At 55.9% G+C, this 17580-nt stretch carries 14 protein-coding genes and 1 tRNA gene; 7 read left to right on the forward strand and 8 right to left on the reverse strand.

From position 1 onward, the window contains the following. Window positions 1-77: 77 nt before the first annotated feature. The gene (locus P7079_RS07975; RefSeq protein ID WP_278012710.1) at window positions 78-1640 is read right to left on the reverse strand and encodes an ABC transporter substrate-binding protein; all 1563 of its coding nucleotides are present in this window, start codon (window positions 1638-1640) and stop codon (window positions 78-80) included. Between the two features lie 61 nt (window positions 1641-1701). Here P7079_RS07975 and P7079_RS07980 point away from each other — a divergent pair, with 61 nt between their 5' ends. Then, window positions 1702-2487: a FadR/GntR family transcriptional regulator gene (locus P7079_RS07980; RefSeq protein ID WP_278012711.1), complete on the forward strand. Its 786-nt coding sequence runs from the start codon at window positions 1702-1704 to the stop codon at window positions 2485-2487. Between the two features lie 12 nt (window positions 2488-2499). Here P7079_RS07980 and P7079_RS07985 read toward each other — a convergent pair whose 3' ends face one another. Both P7079_RS07985 and P7079_RS07990 read right to left on the reverse strand, forming a co-directional pair. Next, the gene (locus P7079_RS07985; RefSeq protein ID WP_278012712.1) at window positions 2500-3537 is read right to left on the reverse strand and encodes a sialidase family protein; all 1038 of its coding nucleotides are present in this window, start codon (window positions 3535-3537) and stop codon (window positions 2500-2502) included. Window positions 3538-3625: 88 nt separating this feature from the next. Continuing rightward, window positions 3626-4855: a chloride channel protein gene (locus P7079_RS07990; protein WP_278012713.1), complete on the reverse strand. Its 1230-nt coding sequence runs from the start codon at window positions 4853-4855 to the stop codon at window positions 3626-3628. A gap of 82 nt (window positions 4856-4937) precedes the next feature. On the opposite strand from P7079_RS07990, the gene P7079_RS07995 reads away from it, so the two are divergent. Together P7079_RS07995 and P7079_RS08000 are read left to right on the forward strand one after the other, a co-directional pair. Further along, window positions 4938-6377, forward strand: coding sequence for an amino acid permease (locus P7079_RS07995; protein WP_278012714.1), 1440 nt, complete (start codon window positions 4938-4940; stop codon window positions 6375-6377). A gap of 354 nt (window positions 6378-6731) precedes the next feature. Continuing rightward, the gene (locus P7079_RS08000; protein WP_278012715.1) at window positions 6732-6995 is read left to right on the forward strand and encodes a GlsB/YeaQ/YmgE family stress response membrane protein; all 264 of its coding nucleotides are present in this window, start codon (window positions 6732-6734) and stop codon (window positions 6993-6995) included. Between the two features lie 441 nt (window positions 6996-7436). Here P7079_RS08000 and P7079_RS08005 read toward each other — a convergent pair whose 3' ends face one another. Next, window positions 7437-9827: an HAD-IC family P-type ATPase gene (locus P7079_RS08005; protein ID WP_278012716.1), complete on the reverse strand. Its 2391-nt coding sequence runs from the start codon at window positions 9825-9827 to the stop codon at window positions 7437-7439. Window positions 9828-10023: 196 nt separating this feature from the next. Here P7079_RS08005 and P7079_RS08010 point away from each other — a divergent pair, with 196 nt between their 5' ends. Further along, on the forward strand, window positions 10024-10506 hold the full coding sequence (locus tag P7079_RS08010) for a hypothetical protein (protein WP_278012717.1): 483 nt from the start codon (window positions 10024-10026) through the stop codon (window positions 10504-10506). Between the two features lie 244 nt (window positions 10507-10750). Here the strand turns inward: P7079_RS08010 and P7079_RS08015 are convergent. Beyond that, a tRNA-Ser gene (locus tag P7079_RS08015) sits at window positions 10751-10841 on the reverse strand. 81 nt (window positions 10842-10922) lie between these two features. Continuing rightward, on the reverse strand, window positions 10923-11411 hold the full coding sequence (locus P7079_RS08020; RefSeq protein WP_278012718.1) for a nucleoside deaminase: 489 nt from the start codon (window positions 11409-11411) through the stop codon (window positions 10923-10925). 53 nt (window positions 11412-11464) lie between these two features. Here P7079_RS08020 and upp point away from each other — a divergent pair, with 53 nt between their 5' ends. The 3 genes from upp to P7079_RS08035 all read left to right on the forward strand — a co-directional run bounded on the left by upp (window position 11465) and on the right by P7079_RS08035 (window position 14073). After that, window positions 11465-12103, forward strand: coding sequence for a uracil phosphoribosyltransferase (upp, locus tag P7079_RS08025; RefSeq protein WP_278012719.1), 639 nt, complete (start codon window positions 11465-11467; stop codon window positions 12101-12103). 110 nt (window positions 12104-12213) lie between these two features. Further along, window positions 12214-13074: a DUF5926 family protein gene (locus P7079_RS08030; RefSeq protein WP_278012720.1), complete on the forward strand. Its 861-nt coding sequence runs from the start codon at window positions 12214-12216 to the stop codon at window positions 13072-13074. Window positions 13075-13275: 201 nt separating this feature from the next. Further along, complete coding sequence (locus P7079_RS08035) at window positions 13276-14073, forward strand: glycosyltransferase family 2 protein (RefSeq protein WP_376987059.1); 798 nt, start codon at window positions 13276-13278, stop codon at window positions 14071-14073. On the opposite strand, the gene P7079_RS08040 is transcribed toward P7079_RS08035, so the two are convergent. Together P7079_RS08040 and P7079_RS08045 are read right to left on the reverse strand one after the other, a co-directional pair. Beyond that, complete coding sequence (locus P7079_RS08040) at window positions 14070-16292, reverse strand: hypothetical protein (protein ID WP_278012722.1); 2223 nt, start codon at window positions 16290-16292, stop codon at window positions 14070-14072. The two genes, P7079_RS08035 and P7079_RS08040, sit on opposite strands and share 4 nt — an antisense overlap. Beyond that, window positions 16289-17446 (reverse strand): diacylglycerol/lipid kinase family protein, encoded by a 1158-nt coding sequence (locus tag P7079_RS08045; RefSeq protein WP_278012723.1) that lies wholly within the window; start codon window positions 17444-17446, stop codon window positions 16289-16291. Before P7079_RS08045 ends, P7079_RS08040 begins: the two co-directional genes overlap by 4 nt. Window positions 17447-17580 lie beyond the last annotated feature (134 nt).

A 17580-nucleotide genomic window follows, 5' to 3' on the forward strand; every position in this document is an offset into this window, starting at 1 on the left:
ACTCCTTGACCGCAGGAGGGACATGGCCGAGGGGCGGGCAGGATGGCCCGCCCCTCGGGCTCACATGGTATTGCGGCTTACTTAAGGCCGACGCCGATGGTCTGCAGACCAGTTGCTGCAATCGGCTTGAAACCGGTGATCTTTCCTTCGTTCCATGCGGTGAGCATGTTGCGGTGGAAGAGCGGGTAGGTCACTGCCTGTTCAGAGAGCAGATCCTGGGCTTCGCCCCACTTGGCCTTGGCGTCATCGCCAGTGGCTTCGTTTGCGGCCTTGATGATCTCCTGGAGCTTGCCCCACGAGGCAGGATCTGATTGCTTCCAGTGCGAACGCTTCTGAGTCCAGACATTGTCTGCATTCCACCATTCGATGATGATGCCAGGATCGACGCCAAATACCGACGGATCGCCGGGTGCAAGGACAACATCATAGGTGGGGTTGTCGATATCGGTGACGTTTGCGTAAACATCGGCGGATGCCATGGTCTTCACGGCAACCTTGACACCAATAGCCTCAAGATCCTGCTTGATTTGCGGGATGAGGTTGGTGACCCACGGATGATCTGTTGTGGTCAGGGTGATGGAGAGATCCTTCACGCCATTCTTTGCCAGAAGTTCCTTTGCCTTGTTGGCATCGTAGTTGAACTGAACCTTGGCCTTCTTGTACGAGGGGTTTGCCTCCGGCAGGAAGGAGGTAGCCGGCTTTGCCTGGCCGTCCATCGCTGTGTCAACAAGCTTCTGGGTGTCGATTGCGTAGTGGAGAGCCTGACGCACTTCCGCCTTATCGAACGGAGCCTTGGCGGTGTTGAACATCAGGAACGGGTTGCCATAACCCGGAACTGCTTCAACCTTCCAGCCGGCGCCTTCGAGCTGTGCCTTTGCCGACGCCGGAACTGCTTCCATCGCGTCGATGGTGCCGCCGACCGCAGCTGAGAGGCGTGCCGAATCATCCTTGAGGGCCTGGTACTTGAGCTCTCCAACGGTTGCCTTCTTGTCGCCGTTGTAGTTCGGGTTTGGAACGAGCTTCACTTCGGTGGGGGTGACCGAGTCGTACATGTACGGGCCAGTTCCCACTGGCTTCGCCTTCAGCGCATCTTCATCGGATCCGTCCGGAACAACCTTGACTGAGACGAAACGAGCCTTGATGTTCTCGAAGGGGTACTTGAGCTTGACGGTGATGGTCTTGTCATCCTTGGCGTTGACCGAATCAACGAAACCGAAGAACTGCTTGTAGATTGACTTATCTGCAGTTGCGCGCTTGTACGAGGAGATCACATCCTTCGAGGTGACATCCTTGCCGTCAGAGAACTTTGCACCGTCACGCAGCGTGATCTCGTACTCGGTGTCGGACACCTTCTTCGGATCTCCAGCCGCAAGAGCTGCGCGCGTGGAGTAATCGGACATGTCGAATTCGTACAGTCCTTCAAGCACTGACCAGTTCACACCCATGGCGAGAGCAGAGGTGGTAATTGGTCCGTAATCAGTGGTCTCGTATGCGGCGCCGACAGTGATGGCACCGGTTGCCTTGCCGTCGGAACCTGCTGTTGAGCCACTCTTCGAGGTGCCGCCGCCACAGGCTGACAGCGCGAGTGCCGTTGCTGCAAGAACGGCGGAAGCCTGAGCCATACGCTTTGTGATACGCATAGGTTTCTTTTCCTCTCCATTGAGTCTGACGGAGACATCCTCCATCACGTATACTCAGCGTATGTTGTCTGACAAATCTTTGCAAGCTAGGATCGATGCAATTTCGACCACGTCCTCAGAACGCAACGCACAGCAGACCTCATCTCAGAATCGGTCAACGGCGACTATGGATTCCATCAAGGCCTACATCTTGTCCCATCGTCTCCAACCAGGGGATCCCCTCCCCACCGAAGCTGAGCTGTGTGGCTACCTCGGCGTCTCGCGTTCTTCTGTGCGCGAGGCCCTCAGGAAACTTGAGGCGCTCGACATCATCGGGGTGCGGCAAGGCTGCGGCACCTTCGTCGGCGAAATGTCGCTTCAGCCCCTGGTGAACACACTCGTTCTACGTAACGCGCTCGAAAATACCGACACTGAACGCGGACGCAACGCACTGTCCGACGTCGTGGCGACTAGGCGCGCACTCGATCGTGGGATTGCGTCTGATCTTGTGCAGGCGCTGGCTGGTACACACAACCCTGAACTCCACGACATCGTCGTCAAAATGGAAGAGAAAGCAACGAAAGGTGAGCGTTATCTTGACGAAGATATCGCCTTCCACTCGACTCTCATCGAAACCGTGGGTAATGAGCTACTTTCCCAGCTGACGTCTGCAATGTGGCTGGTACATCAAGCGATTATTCCTCAGCTCTCCACTCCGTCGAGTCCAGAGCTTCTTCACACGGCACGCGCTCATGCGATCATGCTTGAGGCAGCCGAGGCAGGAGACGTCAATGCGTATCTCGAAGCACTCGAGGCACATTACGCTCCACTTCAGGAACTCGTTGAAGAGGATCTTCCGCACGCCTAGGAGGGCGCCGGTTTAGAACCGGCGTCCGTCCTCGTCCGTCATTCTCATGCGGGTATGCCAGATTTCTCCTTCGCGCTCGAATACCACGACACAATCATTACCGATCCATACGGCATCGCAGTAACCGAAGGCACCTGGTGAAAAACGGGTCAGAACCTGTGAGTGCCATTGCGCGTGGCCAGGTGAAACCCTGACCACCTCGCCGTTTTCGCGCGCTTGAGTCGAACCGGGATGGATGAAGAGATCGCCGAGTTGCTTCGCGTTGCAGCCAGGATCAGCAAGCCGAAGCTCTTGAGGAGCCGTGAAATTCACGCCGTTGTGTGAACGCGCCATAAAACGCACACCTGAGCCGCGACCAACGAAACCTTGAACTCGGAAATTCGCCCATACTTCGCCGTCAACGACAGCCAGCGTACACTCGTCAAGCAGTGCCGCATCGGCCATGATTGGCGAACTGACCTGGACAATTTCTGTGCCGACGAAGTGAACGATCAGTATGCCAGTGCGCTCACCCCACCGGCACACGTAGGGAACAAGCACCTTGCCATCGAATTCGATTGTTGAGCCGGAGGTTGCAAACACGGCGTCCGCGCCGGTTTCGCCATAAAGTTCGGCGGAAATATTTCGGTGTGCAAGGTTGTGCAGGTTCTGCCCAAATGCCACCCATGGCTGCAGCTGTTCGCCTCCGCTCACGGATTCGAAATATCCCACCGACGTCGTCGTGCCGTAAGCGACGAAGAGACCAGCCGACGTTGCACAGATACACGAATCTGACGCAATCGGAACGGGCATGTCGAGCCGCGTCGGCGCAGACCATGTGTCAGTTGTGCATGGCGAGGTCATATGAGCAATCCAGTTTGGATTCGGAAGGTCTGAGGCGAGAGTCGTGCCAATGAAATCTGCGCCTGAGCCGCTTGACGGGGCAGGTCGGACATCGAATAGGAGATGGACAGTTCCCTGGTGAACAGCAAGGGCAGGGATGCGCAATTCCCCTACCCCCTGCCACGGCGCGGCAATGACATGCGGCTCCTGGATAAGTTCAAATTCCACCTTCGGTTCCCTTCACTTCACAAAAATTGTCGGCACGGAAAACTACGTGCGTCCGTATATGCATACGGTATGCGCCATTGGGGCGCGTTTATTCAATCGAATGGTGTCTATTCCACAGAGATGCGAGGGCATAGGCTCCACCTGACGCCACAAAAGCCAACGGAACAATCCAGAGTAGCGCACCCGCAAGTTCCCATGCCATGACCGCGCCGAAGATCCACCCATTTTGGACAATGCCAAGCACTGCAGCACCGAAAATCAGTGCCACCGGCGCAGCAGGAATACCGCAGGCGATTGCAATGGCCGCACCGACGCCAGCGCCAACAGCAAGCGAGGGCGTAAGCACACCACCGTCGGCGCCAGAGCCAAGCAGGATCGACGTCGCAATCATTTTCGCCGCAGCCAAGCCAAGAAACAACCAGATCGTGCCTACTCCCGTATAGCCGTCTTGCACAATATCCATGCCATTACCAGCAATCTGAGGGAACGGGTAAGCCAGGCAAGCGGCAACAAGCGAGGCAACTGCGATCGTTACCGGCAGACGCCACGTGGGCGGCGGACGGAATTTCTTGCACGCCTGAACGCATATTTGGAAAACAACACCAATTGCTGCGCACGTGGGCACCGCCAGAAGAGCAAAGATGACATACACCCACGAAAATTCCAGATCAGGGAAGCGGTAAATCGTCCCTGACCCGACAACCGGACGTGCCACCAACATCGAGATCACACACATCGCGCCTGCGCCTGCCAATGACTTCAGGCTCAGGCGATGCAAAAGCAGTTCGAGAGTAAAAACCACTCCGGCGATGGGCACGTTATAGACCGCGCACAATCCCGCACCCGCCGCGCACGCAAGAGCGAGCTGTGAATCGGCGTCGGACATTCCCACTAGACGCGAGAGTTGTTCAGTTGCTGCACTTGAGGCTTGTCGAGGCGCGGCTTCACGACCAATGGGCGCACCTGTGGCAACAACCAAAATTTGGGTGAAGGCATCGGCGACTGGCCGCCAAAACCCCATCGAGCGCCCTGTGGCCAACGCTGAATCGACGGTGATCACCGGCCCCCGACGGCGAAGCGTCCACCAGGCGCAACCAGCCAGTGTTCCCCCGACGACGGGGACAAGGAGACGTCGGTACAACGGCGCCCCATCGACGTCGCCGGAAATCGTTCCCGCGTGAACACCAAACGCAAAACCTTGCACGAAGTGGAGCACTAACGTCATCAGGGCGGCGAAAAGACCGGCAGCAACACCGCCGAGCACAATGACAAATGCCCAGCGCGCAGCGCGGCTTCGCAAAGTTAAGGAAAGGCTCACACGAAAACCATACGTTCCCTGTACCGAAAGTGGAAAGAAATAGCGTAGGCTCATCGCGGTATATCACCTGGAAGGAGCAACCATGGCCGACGAATCGAATGAGCTCAAGCGTGGGCTTGAAGCGCGCCACCTCAATATGATCGCCATCGGCGGAGCAATCGGCACAGGTTTGCTCGTCGCCTCAGGCGCAACGATTTCTCAGGCGGGGCCGGGTGGCGCCCTCGTTGCCTATGTAGCAATCGGATTCATGGTTTACCTACTGATGCAGTCGCTGGGCGAAATGGCAACCTACTTGCCGGTATCAGGGTCATTCGGAGAGTACGCCGGCAGATTTGTGTCGCGCTCCTTTGGCTTCGCTAATGGCTGGAACTACTGGTTTAACTGGGCGATCACCTTAGCTGCAGAACTCGTAGCCGCTGCGATCGTGATGCAATATTGGTTCCCAAGCGTCCCTGGCTGGGTATGGTCGGGAGCATTTCTCGCAATACTCTTTATCGTCAACGCGGTGTCAGTTCGCGGGTACGGCGAGAGCGAATTCTGGCTCGCGGCCATCAAAGTGACCACCGTGATCGTCTTCCTCGTGCTGGGCGTCCTGATGATTTTCGGTGTCATGGGAGGGAAAAGCCCCGGATTTTCAAACTGGACAGCCGGAGACGCGCCTTTCGCTGGTGGGTTCACCTCGATCCTTGCTGTGTTCATGATCGCCGGATTCTCCTTCCAGGGAACCGAAATGCTGGGCATCGCCGCAGGTGAAACCAAGGACCCGGAGAAGAACGTCCCCAAGGCAATCAAATCTGTGTTCTGGCGTATCTTGCTTTTCTACGTCTTTGCGATTGCTGTGATTGGCTTCCTGGTGCCACACACCGATCCCACACTTCTGAACCCTAATGGCGACGTAACACTCTCGCCGTTCACTCTAGTTTTCTCGCGAGCAGGCATCGCTGCTGCAGCAGCGATCATGAACGCGGTGATTTTGACTGCCGTGCTTTCCGCTGGAAATTCGGGTTTGTATGTTTCCACACGAATGCTCTATGCGCTCGCTGAGGCGGGCCAAGCGCCAAAGATTTTCACGCGTGTGAACTCCCGCGGCGTGCCGATGCCCGCCTTGCTTGCAACCACCGCTGTGGGTGCGATCGGCTTTGTCCTCTCCCTGGTCGGCAACGGGGTGGCGTACACCTGGTTGGTTAACGCCTCCGGGCTTGCCGGCTTCATCACGTGGATGGGAATTGCGTGGAGCCACTACAAGTTCCGTCGCGCTTTCGTTGCGCAAGGACACGACGTCAGCGAGCTTCCTTTCCGCGCGCGCTGGTTCCCTTTCGGACCGATCGTTGCACTGGTGATGTGTGCAGTGGTGATCGTTGGGCAAAACGTCGAGGCCCTTACGGGACACTCGTCGTTCTACGTGCTGCTGTCCTCCTATATCGGGCTTCCGTTGTTCCTCGGCCTGTGGTGGGGGCACAAGATCGTCACCCGTTCTCCGGCAATTCAGCCTGCCGACGCTGATCTGTCACGTCACCACTGAGTTATCGTTTTCGTGTTGTCTTTGTTTGCGCGTTCACAATCTTCGACTGGATCTGACATCAGGGTGGACATTGGGTGCGCCGGAATGCTGACATCGCTCTGCGCCTGATGCGATTCACACTCGTCCCGCATCAACGTATGTCCGCGTTCGGTCTCTTCAACGCATGTGATATCCTTTCGTTCTCAATGACTCAGATTGATTACCCGCACTCACCGCCTACGCATGAGTATTGGAATCGATTATTACGCCTGGGGTGAAGAATGACAGAAAAAATCCCCTGCAGGTGGATATCGCGTCTCATGCGCGTAGAGTGTGCATAGTCGAGCACCCACCTGGGTGCGAAAGGAGAATCTCATGGGAAACATTATTGGCACGATTATTTTTGGTGCAGTGATTGGTGTTCTCGCACGCTTCTTTAAGAAGGGCGATGAAGGCATTGGCGCTCTGTGGACCGTCTTGCTCGGCATCGTTGGTGTGGTTGTTGGAAACCTGCTTCTGTCCGCTTTCGGTTACCCCGCTAACACCCCGGGCATCGACTGGATCCGCTGGGTCGTATGCACGATTGCTGCAATGCTTGCTATCGGCGCATATCTCGGCATCACCGGTCGGAAGAACTGACACATCTGTTCTGTTGAGTTCGGGCGCCTCCAATGGAGGCGCCCGAACTTTCTATTTTCACAAACTTCTCTTCTCACAAATGCAACACCACATCTGGCAGAGAATACGGGAAGGGCCGAAGGCTTCGCCTTCGGCCCTTCTATCGCGATTACCGAGGTCACTACTCTCGGCAAGAACCGATTGGGCGGCCATCCACGCATTTGGCCGCCCAATCAGAAACGGTAAGGCTACTTGACGGGGCACAACTCCCTTTCACATTTACCGCTATTCACTTGTCCGCTAAGCGGATCATCCAGGAGGAGAAAACTCGACTCCTTCGCGATATGACCAGTATGGACAACGAACCTTGGAATAGAACTCTTCAATACTGGGAATTTTCTGTTAGTTCAACATTCTCCCTTTTCTCATCATGAGTGAAAAATTGTGCTCACTATGAGTCAATCAGAAGGAAATTCGACCATTTTCGTCCCGATCGAAGAACGGCGTCTTTTTCCACATCACAGGAGTGATGCCCACAGAGCGCGCCACAATCCACCACAAGATTTCAATCAACACGGCGCCCAGAATTCCAAATGCCGCACCAGTAAACATCATTGCTGTGTTGGAGGAATCTAATGAGAAGAACCACTGAGCCGGCCCCCAGAAGAAGAACACACTGTATCCAACCAACGGCAAGACGATGAGCGTCACTTTCCACCATGTCCATGGACGAGCGACACAGGCAAGCACCCACGTCGAGGCAATGATGAGCGCGAGGAGAGCTGCTGTTGATTCTTTGATGTGATTTTCTGGCACATTCCACCCGCCTGAGGTCACGAGGTAGGTAGTAAATGACACCGCGCCAACAATAAATCCAGCCGGGAGGGCAAACCGGATCGTCCTCTTCACAAAGCCATCGCGCGCGCGCGAGTTATTTGGCGGAAGCGAGAGGATGAAGGCCGGGATACCAATTGTGAACCATCCGGTGATCGACACATGGATCGGCATAAACGGGTACGGAACTTGTGCAAGCACTACGAGAATCGCCAGCATTGCTGAATAGATTGTCTTTGTCAGGAAGAGATTTGCGACGCGTTCAATATTGCCAATGACACGACGCCCCTCTGCGACGACGTATGGCAGCGTCGCGAACTTATCATCCAGAAGCACGATCTTAGCCACAGAACGTGTTGCCGAGGCTCCTGATCCCATCGCAACGCCAATGTCGGCATCCTTGAGGGCGAGAACATCGTTGACACCATCGCCGGTCATCGCCACAGTATGTCCCCGAGATTGGAGGGCTTTGACCATCGCCTGCTTTTGATCTGGACGCACACGACCAAAGACGCGATTTTCGTTGACAACCTCCGTGAATTCGTCGTCCGCGATCTCTCGTGCGTCCACTGTTATCCCTGCGTCATATCCCAGACGCGAGGTCACAGCACCCACTGAACGTGCATTGTCTCCGGAAATCACCTTCACTTCGACATCTTGCCGAGCGAAGTAGTCGAGGGTGTCACCGGCGTCGGGACGAATCTTCTGCACGAAGGTGATCAAAGCGACTGGCTGAAGATTGCCCGGCGCATTCTCAGACGTTACTGACACAGATGCACGTCCAACGAGAAGCACACGCAAGCCGGTATCGCCGAGTTCAGTTGCACGGGCTTCCACATCAGTTCCAGGCGCTAAGACATCAGGAGCACCCATTACCCAGTGTTCTCCATTTGCAAAGCTCACGCCGCTCCACTTTTTGGCAGAGGTAAAGGGCTGACGCTCAGCGACCGCCCACAGCGATGTTGGCGTTCCCAACTCGTCAGCAACTGCCTTCATGGTGACATTAGGATCAGGATCCGATGCGGCAAGCTGAGCAAGTCCCTCACGTGCCGTCGTTTCATCAATCTGCCCAACGATTTCAAAATCACCGAACTCAAGGGTGTTTTGCGTCAATGTGCCTGTTTTATCAGCGCAGACAACATCGACTCGCGCCAATCCCTCGATCGCAGGCAATTCCTGCACCAAACACTTGCGCATTCCCAGTCGGATCACTCCAAGCGCAAATGCCGTAGTCGTGATCAGCACTAGTCCTTCCGGAACCATCGGAACCAGCGCTCCAGCAATACGCAACACCACATCGGAGTAGTTGTGAGACCCCGGCTGACGAATCTGTGAGATCACGATGAGAATCCCCACCGGGATCAACACCCAGGTGATGATCTTCAGAATTTGATTGATCCCTGCCTGGAGTTGGGACTTTGCGAGGGAATACTTCGATGCCTCAGCGGTAAGTTTCGCCGCATAGGAATCCGAGCCAACTTTCGTCACGACGTAATCGCCAGATCCTGAAACCACGAAACTGCCGGACATGACAGTATCGCCCGGACCTTTATGTACCGGATCTGATTCTCCCGTGAGCATCGACTCATCAACGTCGAGGTATTGCGACTCGCACACTTCGCCATCGACCACGATCTGAGCTCCGGCACCGATGTGCAGAACGTCATCCAGAACAATTTCACTTTGCTCAACCTCAACGAGCTTGCCGTCTCGCCAGGCTTGGGGACGTTCTTCACCAAGAATGGAAAGCTCCGAAAGGGTTTTACGTGCGCGCAGCTCTTGGATAATGCCAACCACAGAGTTGACCACGATCAGGCCACCGAAAGTCGCCTGGATCCAGTGTCCGGTGGTGAGAACGATAACGAACAACACTCCGAGGATTGCGTTGATCCTGGTAAAAACGTTTGTCCGGATAATATCCCACGTCGTTTTTCCAGCACTCGGCGGCAGTATGTTGCGCCGCCCGTCCGCTAGACGCTCATCCACTTCAGCCTTACTCAGACCTAATACAGTCTTCATACACTCCCTTTCGTCTTCCACTCACCCTACCGCGTGGCTCTGACAAAAAATCTCAGCCACAAGTCGGATTTCTCAAATCGCGTCATTTCGCTGGTCAATTCAGCCACGAATCGCCGAGCAATTTGGGCGGATGCGTATGCGCCCAGATAGTATTGGCTTGGCACAATTCCAACTACATGAAAAGAAGTGTTCACAGATGAAGAAGATTTTTGCGGCCGCTTGCGTGTCGCTGATCGCTTTAGCCGGTTGCTCGTCCACCCCGACGGCGAGCACTTCCAGTGCTCCAGCTGACGATGCAGTCAAACTCGATGGCACCTACAACTCGGTTGAAGATCTCCACAAGGCCGTCGTTGATGCCGGCTACAAGTGTGATGCCTACTCCAACAAGCAAAAGCAAAAGGACGAATCCGGCAAAGAAGTCGAGATGGAGATCGGCTACAACAAGGCGACGTGCAACGGTATGGACATCCTGACTGTGACGGCGAACCGCGGTTCAAACTCTGCCGATGTTCACCTTGCTCAGGAAGCAACACCGAAGGGTGAGAAGATCTATTTCCTGACCGGCGATAACTGGAACGTGCGCGGCGAAAAAGCTGATCTGGAAAAAATCGCTCAGAAAATGAAGGGTGAAATCCAGGAAGTCGAAGGTGCCATGTCACCTGAGCCTGCAGCGAAGTAACTCGCTCACTCACATCACACCCAAAGGTTTTCCCTGGACTCTTACTTTTCGTTAAGAGGCCAGGGAAAACCTTGTTACGAACCTCAAGAGATGAACCGATACCCGTTCGCGTAGTCTGAGATAAGTGGCACGCCGTACTACCCTCGTACGCACCTCACCGTTTTCGTTGTCATGCATTGGTCATGCAAAACTGTAGAACAAAACCCCTGATTACCACTTTTCGTTAGTATTTCAGGGGTTTTTGTGGCGGTGACGGTGGGATTTGAACCCACGGTACGGGGTTACCGTACACAGCATTTCGAGTGCTGCACCTTCGGCCGCTCGGACACGTCACCTCGGCAACCAATAGTACGTCCATTTACACATTCGAGCAAAGCGACACACTGTAACGCACGCCACGCAACGATTATCGGTGGTCACCCACGCATGTCTTGTCTCAATCGCATATCTTGTCTCAATTTCACGAACCACTTAGTGAGCTGAGACGTTACTTCTTCCTGTTCGATCCCACCGATCACTTCGATGGGTGCCCCCAGCCTGGCATCTCGAAGTACATCGCGTATTGATCCAGCTGCACCAGCTTTTTCTTCCCATGCACCGAAGACCACTCGTGACATACGTGCATTCACAATCGCCCCCGCACACATGGTGCATGGTTCAAGTGTGACAACCAAGGTACACCCGCTGAGATTCCACCCGCCGATAGCACGCCCAGCTTCACGCATGGCATTGATTTCAGCGTGGCCTACAGGATCAGCATCGCGTTCACGGGTATTAAAACCTCGGCCAATCACCTCACCCGTCGGCGAAATGACAAGAGCACCAACGGGAACATCGCCAACCTGCCCGGCACAATTAGCCAAGTCCACAGCTTCGCGCATCCAAACGCGCTCAATCTCATACATATCACCCATCGTATTGAAGCGCCCTGCGCCTGCGCACGCGGTAAATTTGAGACATGGAAATTAATGTCATTGAGCACCCTCTTGTCTCACATAAGCTGACCGTGTTGCGCGATAAGGAAACTCCTTCGCCAATCTTCCGCCAGATCGTGGAAGAAATCATCATGTTGCTGTCCTACGAATCCACCCGCGATGTCCTGGTGGAGCCTATCGAGATCGACACGCCGGTTGCTCACATGACTGGTTCCGCTCTCACCACGCCCGGCCCAATCGTCGTGCCGATTCTGCGTGCTGGTCTGGGTATGCTCGAAGGCATGACTCGTCTGATGCCGACTGCCGAAGTCGGCTTCCTGGGCATGAAACGTGACGAAACCACCTACGAAGCTGTCACCTACGCTAACCGCCTGCCAGATGATCTCTCAGGCCGCCAGTGCTTCGTCCTCGACCCAATGCTTGCCACTGGACACACGCTGATCGCAGCGATCGATTACCTTCTTGAGCGCGGCGCCCGCGACGTCACCGCCATCTGCATTCTCGCAGCTCCAGAGGGCTTAAAGGCAGTGGAAGACCACCTCGCTGACCGCGCCGATGTGCGCATCGTTCTGGCAGCGGTTGACGAAAAGCTCAACGAGCACGGTTACATCGTCCCCGGCCTGGGTGACGCCGGAGATCGTCTTTACGGCGTGGTTGACTGATTTTCGCCGACGTCGGGCCAGCAGTACCTCGCGTACACCAGACTTGCTAGTCTTGGGCGCGAATAGACTGGCAATGTCAGTCGGAACAACTTTCAATTACAAGGAGAGACATGGGAAAGAAGAGCCGTCGCGATCGCGAAAAGGCACCGAAGAAGAAGCGCGTACAGTTTGTTGATCGTCCTTTTGAAGGTCTCGATTTTGAGGCACGCCTGGTTGCGATGCGCGAAATCGTGCCAGCAGCAACCCTGCGCGTGAAACTCAACGAGAACCACGGCGGCGAAGAAGCATTGATCGTCTCGGTGCTCCCAGGTATGGCTTCGGCGGCGCGCCGCGAGGACGGCGTGGCAATGGCTGCAGCTCAAACCGTCATGAGCTCAGGAGACGCCTCCCTCGATATCGCTGATCGCCTGCTCGCCGCGCTCGAACTTAAGCCAGGCGAAACTGCGGCCGCATCGGAGCTCCCTGACGCCGATGGCGAACGCCTCGCCGACGTCCTCGACCTCACCTTTGATGCAGAATTCACCACGTACCCCAATTTCGCATTCTGGGTTTCCGCCGACGAGCTGGCAAAGCCAGATGTCAAGGCGGCAGTGGAAGAGACCGCTGGCCAGATGGTTCCAACCGTCGAAGTCGAAGGTTTCGAAGGCGCATTCTGGTGCCGTATGCAGCGCGAATTCGTGCGCTGGGTTCGCCCAGAAGCTGAAGCAGAGATGCTCGACGCTCTCGCTCGTCTCCAGGCCGCACGTGAGCTAAATTTCGACGGCGCTGTTTTCAAGGGCGCATTCCGTTCCTCTGGTCTGCTCACGCCCGTGTGGGAACTTGAGCGCGGAACCGAAGCTGACGAGCTCGTCGGCCCGCTGGGTGACTTCACAGCCAAACTTGATGCCGCTCTTGCCCAGACTGCTCCGCTGACACCGGAAGAGCGTCGCGCGCGCAGCGGAATTGTGTCGCGTCAGCTCACTCTTCGCTGAGCGCCATTTTTCGCCGACGCCGGTGCGCCTGACGCGTACCGGCGTCGGTTCGTTTTGTGCGGCATAGTTCTCTTTCACAATGTCGCTGAGCACCATTCCCCCTTCAAAGTACGCTCAGGGTGGACACGGCTGAACGTACAATGACGTAGCTAGGTCTAAAGACCGTATAGAATGGGCGCAATGTTCCATAAGGGAGGTACCGTGAGCGAACAGTCCCCAGAGCGTGAAGCTCCAATCCATGTTGCCGTCATTATCCCGGCGAAGGACGAAGCGGAGCGCATCGGTGCAACGGTTCGTGCCGCACGGGCCATTCCAGGCGTAGATATGGTGATCGTGGTTGATGACGGATCAAGCGACGACACCCAAGGAGTTGCACGCGCAGCAGGAGCTTCCGCGATCCGCCATAGCGTCAATCGTGGCAAGGCTGCAGCAATGGAAACAGGCGCCTCCGTCGTCGCAATGCGCGACGCCGACGGCTCGATTCCACGCGCACTGTTGTTTATCGACGCCGATTTGGGTGATTCTGCGATAGAGACAGCACCCCTCATCGAACCTGTGCTGAATGGGAAAGTTGACTGCACAATTGCCTATCTTCCACCACAAGAAGGTGCTGGCGGGCACGGCTTCGTCACCGGTGCTGGACGCAAAGCCATTGAAAAAGCCACCGGGTGGGTCCCGCGCGCCCCATTATCTGGACAGAGGTGCATTACTCGCGAAGCTTTCGAGTCAGTTCGCCCTCTCGCCCACGGGTGGGGAGTGGAAGTGGGGATGACAATCGATCTCCTCGTCGGCGGATTCACAGTTCAAGAAGTTCCTTGCAACCTGCGCCATCGCGCCACTGCGAACGATCTCGCTGGCCAGTTGCACCGAGCATCACAATATAAGGATGTTCTCCGCGCAGTAGCTGTACGTAAGGCGAAGCGTCAGCGAGTCCCGGCTGATGCCCGCGGCCCGAAAACGCAAGATTGTGCTCCGTACAACGCTTTCGGTCGCTACTAATTTCTGACAAAGGCCTCGCGGTCTACTATTTTCTCATCGGTACATTGCTGGGCACTTTGCTGCCCTCGGGCTACTGAGAGAAGTGGCACTGCCACAAATATCGCCGCCATGGGCAGGACGAGCCCGGAATCATTGAGAGCAAAACCCACCACAGCCAGAGCAACAATCGCAATTGCCGCTTGAGTAAACAGATCATATTCGCTGCAATCTCGATGCCAACCAGCACGTATCTGCCGTGCCATATACCAGGCACCTCCGGCCATCATGAGTGAGACGAGAACCCAGACAAAAACTGGCACTGAAATAAAAAGGAATCCAAGTTTCCGACCAATCGCAGCAAAGGCATCGCCCGTGACAACTAGTTCAAAGAATTTTCCGAGATGAGTACGTGACGCTGGCGGGCGTAACCAGTCCAGGAAGGCAGCGGCAAGAGTGATTGAAGCGGCACCAGCGAGAATTGCAATAAACGTGCGCAGACGGACTGTTTTTCCCATCGTCATTAAAGTCAGAAGAGAAAATGCCACAACTAGGGCAGGAACCCCTCCAAAGTCTGCTCCAATGGATGATGAGCCATCGATTACGGTAGCGATGATTCCACAGGCCACCACTGCCATGACACTGAACGCCTTCATCTGCGCTGTCACAAAGATATGGACAGCCATCATTGCAAGCACAATCGTGGACACAGCAAAAACAGTAAATGGCGCGTTCGACAGGCCGTAAAACCGTCCACCCGACTGAGGTTGGTCGCCCAGAACTGACGGAGAATGAAGAACCGAACCGAAAATCGCATCCACACCGATCGTCGTCGCCATCACCAGCGCGACAATGCCAGCTCCCCCAAAGATGTCGGTACCGCGTCGGCACGCGTAGTGGGACATGCTCTGTGCCAACACACCGATGGCACAGGCAATCGTACACACGCCGACAACGAACGCCAGCGCTGGCACATCTACCCGCCACCAAGGCACACAGTTAATCAGGAAAGAAGCCGTGGGAAGGGAAGCAACACTCAGAAGTGTTCCTTGGAGCCACTGCGGCATGGTCTGGGCACGTTCCGAACCAGCACGCACCCGCCATCGCCACAGTAAGGTAAACGAAACACACGCGGACAGCGCCCAGAGCGCATAAAAGACACCCACAACCGAGCGCGTAAGCGCGCCTTTCTTTTCAGCGTCGATGAGGTAGGCGCGGCGGTCATCGACCGCAGGACGTTGCGACTTCCACACTTGCGAGCCGACGAAGTTGTTGATCACCGACGGTTTCCCATCGACGGCGTTCACAATCGTTGGGACGACGTCGGTCAGCTGCAATAATCCTGGCTGGCGAGTGGACCACGAGTTTGCAAAACTTCCCTCCGTTGCACCGATCCGCGCATGTCCATACGCAAAAACATGCCCGCGCGCACGCGATCCCGTGTCTCCGGGCGCGATGAGCATCACTCGAGCTGAACCTGCCGCGTCTACGAGTTCGCCGAAAGCACGATCCACCTCACGCAATATTTGGTGATCAGGTTCCCCGTTCTCACCTCCGCCAAAAACAATACGAAGCTTTGCCAGAAAACCAGCATCAGCATGAGGTAACCCCACTGGCCCGAGATCGGCGAACACAACGTCTGCACCGGCCATCCCCTCATCAGCGTAAATTTGAGCGGCAGAACGCGATCCGAGTGCGAACGCAGGAGCGCTGGGGGAACCACTTGCTGTTGCGGTAACGATTGCTCCGCCACGACCGATCGCCGCGACCTTCTTCCCTTCAAGTACACGTGACATCAGGCCAAATTTCGGACGAAATGGGTTAGCATCATTCGCTTCCCGAAGCGTGTCCCATTGTGCCTGAGAAAGAGGTTTTCCCGAGTGTGACGGCGTACTGACAGTTTCACAGGCCGGGGCCTGAGAAATCTGGCCTGTATTCAATGTGAGCCAACCGGCGTCGGGACACGCAGTTTCTTCCAGGCGCACAACAATCAGATTCGCCACTGCAGCACGTCGTGTGAATGCGTCGATATTCGGGGTATCCGCCCCAACCTGATCCCAGCGAAGTCCCGGGATTCCCACGACAAGCAGTTGTCCTGAATCAGAAAAGTTTTCGCGCGTTGAGTCGAATTGTTCCTTGGCAATAGGCAGAACGAAGACCCCACCGAGCGCCACGACGAGGGCAATCACCACCGCGATTGCACGCATTCGTGTACCGCGGCGAGAAGAGATGTGTGCGCTCAATTTCCTACCCGCACTCGCAACGCCCCCGGATCGATCCTGGCGCAAACTTGGCGTGCATAGCCATAGGCATCTCCGTCAGCCTGAATTGGCTGGAAGGTATGGGTCTGTAGGGAAACTTCACGAACACGATGCATATCCATCGAGCCAATCTGTCCCGAAAGCGTTTTATTTTTCGGAGCGCGCATACCTGTCCCGAGTTTGCCTGCAAGGGCAGCCCAGCCAAAAATTCCTCCGCGCGTGTCGAGCACAGCCAACTCTAGCCAGCCATCGTCGGGCTTCGCGTCTGGGGCAAGAACGAGTCCGCCTGTGATCTCTCCACAGTTGAGAAACATCACCGAACGTGCGTCCGTTTCAACCACGGCCGTATCGTCACCTGCGCCAACACGGAGCGTAACCTGCATTTTCTTCGCAAATGCGGCAGGGATCGCGGCCTTCACGTATGCAAGCCAACCAATTTGATCCTTGAGCTGGGAAGACGTTCCTCCCATAATTTCTGCATCGAACCCCACGCCCGCAATCACAAGGAATGGATAGTCTCCAGGCTTGGCTAGTTCACCAGTGGTGTGGTCTCGCCTCAAGGCTGCTTGAAGTTCGCCGCCAACGTCGTCCTGTTCCGGCACAATCATGTGTCCGAGATCGAGAGCGCGATCACGCCCGGTCAACGCGATAACCGCCATGTCACGCTCGGAATCGAGAGGGAGATTGAGATTTCGGGCAAGAAGATTCCCTGTTCCCAGCGGGAAAAGACCCATTGGTACGCCGGTTCCTGCCAATGCAGCACCGACCTCCGTGACAGTCCCGTCGCCTCCGGCTGCGATCACGACGCTCGCACCCATTTCTAGCGCCTGTTTGGTTTGCCCTGTGCCCGTGTCATCCTCAGTAGTCGCCAACCACACTGGCTCAGGTAGCGAAGCATCCGCAGCAACGCGCGCAAGCGTTTGCTTCAAATAAGCAAAATCGGCGTTTTTCGTGGGGTTGTACACCACCACGGGCGGCCCATCGAGAGGGTCGTGCGGGCCTGAAGTCGGAGTATGGCGACCGCGTGAGAGCTGCTTCTTAAATGCCGCTAGGGCAGCTTGATTTCTCCACGCAGTAAGCAACGCAAATACCGCCACACCAAGCGCAATAAGTCCAATAACGATGCTCCACGTCATACACTCTAGAGTACCGCTGAGATGTGTGACGGTCACGTTCTGAACGCCCCGACGTGGGGTATTGAGTCATCTCGACGTCGGCAGAGCTGTCCTCGCGGCGCAGTTGCGGTACGTTCGTCGTCGGCGCGGGTAGG

The sequence above is a fragment of the Arcanobacterium canis genome (assembly GCF_029625435.1).
GTDB lineage: Bacteria > Actinomycetota > Actinomycetes > Actinomycetales > Actinomycetaceae > Arcanobacterium > Arcanobacterium canis.